Here is a 4,449-nt window from a genome sequence, read left to right as displayed (position 1 = left end):
GCCGGGGGGGCGCGGGCGGGCCCCCCGCCCCCCCCCGCGCCCCTTCGCCCCGGGCCACTGCCATGGGGCCGGCCCGTGGGGCCGGCCCGGTCCCGCCGCCCGAGCCGCCGCCGCGCGGGACGTCGGCCTTCCGGCCCCTGCCGGGGGACGCGGCCGGCCGTGTGGGGGCGGACGGCACGCGGCTGTGGCGCTCGCGGTTCGAGCCGGAGGCGAGCGAGGTCTTCGGCCACCGGCCCGGCTGCGAACTGTCCCCGGACGGGCGGGTGCTGTGGGTCTACCGGCCCGACGCCATGGCCGGCCGCGGCCGCCCGGCCGCCCGGCCGCCTGAGCGCCGACACCATCGTCGCCACCCTCGTCGGCCAGGACGAGGACGAGGAGGACTGGTTCCGCCACTACCGCCTCGACGCCCGCACCGGCCGCGTCCACGGCGCGTTCGACGCCCGCGCCACGGACCCGTACGACATCCGCCCGCTCGGCGACGGCTCCTGGTTCACCACCGGCCCCGACGGCCACCCCGTGCACCACACCTGCGCCCGACCGGTGTCCGACCGGCGTCCTGACTCGGCCCGCCGCCGGGCCCGTTCACCGGGCCGTACGGGCGGCGCCGCGTTCGTAGATCGCGCCGCCGGGGATGTACCAGCCCGCCTTCTTGCGGACCGCCGGGCTCGGGTCCCGGTCATGGGAGGCCCGCAGGGCGGCCACGGCCCGGGCCTCGGTGCGGGCGAAGCGGCCGACGAGCTCGGCGGCCCTGGCCCGCACGCCCGGGTCGGGATCGTGGGCCAGGTGGCGCAGCGCGGGTTCGAGGACCCGGTCCGCGCCCGGTGCGCACGTGTCGCCCTTGCACCGGTCGCAGGCCAGGGCGTGGAAGGCGGCGGTCCTCACCCGGGCGTCCGGGTCGTCGGCCATGGCGACGAGTTGGTCCATGGACTCGGTGTCGACCAGGTGGTCCAGCAGCCGGCAGCAGCCCTCCCGCACGGCCGCGCTCTCGTGAGACAGGCCCGCCCGCACGGCCCCGAGCACGTCCTGCCCGCGCCGCAGCAGTTCCCGGTGGGCGGCCACCGTGCGCTGGGGGTCGCCCAGGCAGGAGACGAGGGCTTCGTTGTCGGTGCTGACGAATCCGAGCATGCGCCCAGTGTCGGGCCGCAAAACGGTGCCGGGCAAAGGGATTTCACCGCGCCGCCACGGCCGCTGCGGCCGGGCTCCGGCCGGCCGGCCTCGGACACCGTCCGGCCCTCGCCCCTGGGCGGCGTGGACGCCGGCGTGGACACGCGGATCGTCCGGGGCGGCCCGCTCGTCGTCCTCCCACGGCCGGGCGTCCGCCGGCGGAAACGGTTCGCCCGGCCGGCGCGGCCCCGCCACCGGCTGCCCCGTCAGGTGGCAGGGCGGGCGGCGGACAGGCGCAGCCTGAAGGGCGACCCGTTGGCGGTGGGCGTCCAGCCCTCGGTGCGCGCGGACCGGATGCCCGCGGCGACCTCCCGCGGCATGATCACTTGGGCCGGCACCGCGTCCGGGGTGTGCCGGGTGGGTCGGCCGGTGTCCACGACGAGCGTCGTTGCGGGGTGGGCGGCGTCCTCCACCGCGTAGCCCAGGGTGCTGCCCTCGAAGTCGCAGCACCAGTGCTGCTTGGTGACGCGCCAGCGGTACGCCACGCCGTCGACGACGATGCGGCGCGCGCCCTTCTTGGCCAGTGCCACGGTGCTGCCTCCCGGTGTTCGGCCCGGCGGCCCGGCGGCCCGTCCGTCGGCCGCTCTGCCGGCCTGTCGGCCTGTCGGCCTGTCGGCCTGTCGGGAGGAAGTCTCCTGGTGCGGCGCGCGCTTGTCACCGGGTTTCCCGGTGCCGTGGCCCGGGACGCCGTCAGGTCCGGGGTCCGTTCCCTCCGCCCTCCTAGCGCGCGAGGCGCCCGAGGAGGGCGGAGGAGGCGGCGATGCCGAGGAGGGTGGCGAAGGCGAGGACGGCGAAGTCCAGGGGCAGGTGGGAGGGGGTGCCGATGAGCAGGCCGCGCAGCGCGTCGACCTGGTAGCTGAGCGGGTTGGCCTTGCTGACGGCCTGGAGCCAGCCGGGCATCAGGGCGATCGGGTAGAGGGCGTTGGAGGCGAAGAACAGCGGCATGGTGATGGCCTGGCCGATGCCCATCAGGCGGTCGCGGGTGAGCACGATCCCGGCGATGGCCATCGACAGGCAGGAGAAGAACGCCGAGCCGAGCAGGACGGCGACGACGACGCCGAGCAGCCGCAGCGGGTTCCAGGTCATGGCGACGCCGAGGGCGGCGGCGATCAGCACCACCACCGCGGCCTGCAGGACGGCCTTCACCCCGGCGGCGAAGGCCTTGCCGGTGACCAGGGCGGCGCGCGGGGTCGGGGTGACCAGCAGTTTGGTGAGGACTCCGGAGTCCCGCTCCCAGATGATCATGATGCCGTAGAAGATCGCGATGAACATCGCGGACTGGGCGATGATGCCGGGCGCGAGGAAGTCCAGGTACGGGATGCCGCCGGTGGGGATCGCCTTGAGGCGGGTGAAGGTCTGGCCGAAGATCAGCAGCCACAGTGCCGGCTGGACCGCCCGGGTGTACAGCTCGGTGCGGTCGTGGCGCAGCTTCTGCAGTTCGACGGCGCACATCGCGCCGATGCGGGCGGGCACCAGGCGCCAGCCGGTGCGGGCGCGCGGGGGCACCAGCAGCAGGGACAGGTCGGGGCCGGCGGCGTCGGCGGATTCAGCCGACGCGGCCCGCGGTGCGGCGGGTTCGGCGGACATCGCTGAAGTCTCCTTCGGTCGCGTCGGCCAGTTGCCGGCCGGCGAAGTGGCGGAAGACGTCGTCGAGGCTGGGGTCCGGCCGGGCCGGGTCGGCCCGGTGGACCTGCTCCTTGAGCTCGGCGGGGGTGCCGAGCGCGCGGATGCGGCCGCGGTCCATGAGGGCGATGCGGTCGCAGTGGCGGTCGGCCTCGTCCATGTAGTGGGTGGTGACCAGGACGGTCATGCCGGTGGCGGCGCGTACGGCGTCCACGCGTTCCCACACGCCGGTGCGGGCGATCGGGTCCAGGCCGATGGTGGGTTCGTCCAGGACGAGCAGGCGCGGGGCGCTGACCAGGGCCTGGGCGAGTTCGAGGCGGCGCACCATGCCGCCGGAGTAGGTGGCGGCCATCCGCTCGGCGGCCTCGGTGAGGTCGACGGCGGCCAGCGCCTGGGCGACGCGGCGGGCGCGTTCGGCGCGCGGGACGTCGAAGACGCGGGCGAACAGGGCGACGTTCTCGCGTCCGGTCAGCCCGGCGTCGGCGGACAGCTGCTGGGGGACGTAGCCGAGCAGGCGGCGCACCTGCATGGGGTGGCGGGTGGCGTCGTGGCCGAAGACGCGGACCATGCCGGCGCCGACGGGCAGCAGGGTGGTGATCGCGCGGATGGTGGTGGTCTTGCCGGCGCCGTTGGGGCCGAGCAGGCCGAACACCTCGCCGGTGCGCACGGTCAGGTCGATCCGGTCGACGGCCCGGGTGGTCTTGCCGTGGCCGTGGCGGAAGACGTACTCCAGGCCCTGGCACACCACCGCGTCCTCGGTGCTCATGGCTCCTCCTCCCCGGAGGCTCCTCCGGGTGCTGCGGGTGCTGCGGGTGCTGCGGGTGCTGCGGGTGCTGCGGGCAGGGTGCGCAGGCCTTCGGCGACCTGCCGCAGAGCGGGCAGGGCGGCGGCCAGGGCCTCGCGCCGGTCGGCGGGCAGGCCGGCGACGACGTCCTCCATCAGCGCGCGGCGGCGCCGGCGCCAGGCCTCGATCCGCTCGACGGCCTCGGGGGTGGCGTGCAGGAGGGCGGCCCGGCGGTCGGCGGGGTCGGTCTCGCGGCGCAGCAGGCCGAGGGCGACGAGCTGGTTGACGAGGGTGGACACCGAGTTGCCGGCCAGGCACAGCTCCTCGGCGGCCTCGGAGACGCGCAGTCCGGGGGTTTCCGTCACCAGGCGCAGCAGTTCGACCTGGGCGCCGCGCAGGCGGGGTTCGTCCATCGTCTGCCGCAGGCGGCGGCGGACCAGTCGCTGGATGCCGACGAGGAGGGTGGAGAACTCGTCCGCCGGCGCGACGTCGAGCGTGTGCGGCTCTGTCGCGGTCATACCCTCATTTTAGCTCTCAGTGAGAGCTATCCGTCGAGAGCGCGGCGCCTCCCTTCGGCAGGCCGCCCCGCGCCCGAACATCCCGCGCGGGGAAGTCGGCCCCGCCGACTTCCCACTCCGCCCCCACCCGGGGTGGTTCGGATGCGGAGCAGTGTCTCAGGTGGCGCGTTGGCCGTGGAGGAGGGCGGGCAGGGAGCGGCCGGCGAGGGCCTCGGCGGCCCGGGCGGCCTGGGAGGGGGCCATGAAGTCCGGGAGGCTGCGGGCAGGGACGAAGCGGGCGCCGAACAGGCCGCTCTGGCGCTGTGCGGGGACGGTGACGAGGGTGCCGTCGGGGACGGTGCCGCCGTCGAACACCAGGGT

General features: G+C 75.8%; 6 protein-coding genes. All 6 read right to left on the bottom strand.

Features of this window, described 5'->3' with window-relative positions:
* Positions 1–582 precede the first annotated feature (582 nt).
* A complete protein-coding gene (locus ACWGKU_RS40485) occupies positions 583–1,125 on the bottom strand; it encodes a HEAT repeat domain-containing protein (RefSeq protein ID WP_452181035.1) in 543 nt (180 codons plus the stop codon).
* Positions 1,126–1,370: 245 nt separating this feature from the next.
* Positions 1,371–1,694 carry a hypothetical protein gene (locus ACWGKU_RS40480; RefSeq protein ID WP_452181036.1) on the bottom strand — a complete coding sequence of 108 codons (324 nt, stop codon included), beginning with the start codon at positions 1,692–1,694 and terminating at the stop codon, positions 1,371–1,373.
* A 190-nt stretch (positions 1,695–1,884) separates the two neighbouring features.
* The gene (locus ACWGKU_RS40475) at positions 1,885–2,751 is read right to left on the bottom strand and encodes an ABC transporter permease (RefSeq protein ID WP_401053757.1); all 867 of its coding nucleotides are present in this window, start codon (positions 2,749–2,751) and stop codon (positions 1,885–1,887) included.
* On the bottom strand, positions 2,711–3,553 hold the full coding sequence (locus ACWGKU_RS40470) for an ATP-binding cassette domain-containing protein (protein WP_401053756.1): 843 nt from the start codon (positions 3,551–3,553) through the stop codon (positions 2,711–2,713). Before ACWGKU_RS40470 ends, ACWGKU_RS40475 begins: the two co-directional genes overlap by 41 nt.
* Positions 3,550–4,089 carry a MarR family winged helix-turn-helix transcriptional regulator gene (locus tag ACWGKU_RS40465; protein ID WP_401053755.1) on the bottom strand — a complete coding sequence of 180 codons (540 nt, stop codon included), beginning with the start codon at positions 4,087–4,089 and terminating at the stop codon, positions 3,550–3,552. The genes ACWGKU_RS40470 and ACWGKU_RS40465 overlap by 4 nt, the downstream gene beginning before the upstream one ends.
* Positions 4,090–4,245: 156 nt before the next feature.
* On the bottom strand, positions 4,246–4,449 hold a 204-nt coding region (locus ACWGKU_RS40460; protein ID WP_452181037.1), incomplete at its 5' end, for a hypothetical protein.

This window comes from Kitasatospora sp. NPDC054768 (assembly GCF_053612025.1).
This window is presented reverse-complemented; position numbering and strand designations above follow the sequence as displayed.

What these genes read in the sequence shown, in the direction of transcription:
- ACWGKU_RS40485 (WP_452181035.1), bottom strand. Translation starts at nt 1,125, where the DNA reads ATGCTCGGATTCGTCAGCACCGACAACGAAGCCCTCGTCTCCTGCCTG.
- ACWGKU_RS40475 (WP_401053757.1), bottom strand. Translation starts at nt 2,751, where the DNA reads ATGTCCGCCGAACCCGCCGCACCGCGGGCCGCGTCGGCTGAATCCGCC.
- ACWGKU_RS40470 (WP_401053756.1), bottom strand. Translation starts at nt 3,553, where the DNA reads ATGAGCACCGAGGACGCGGTGGTGTGCCAGGGCCTGGAGTACGTCTTC.
- ACWGKU_RS40465 (WP_401053755.1), bottom strand. Translation starts at nt 4,089, where the DNA reads ATGACCGCGACAGAGCCGCACACGCTCGACGTCGCGCCGGCGGACGAG.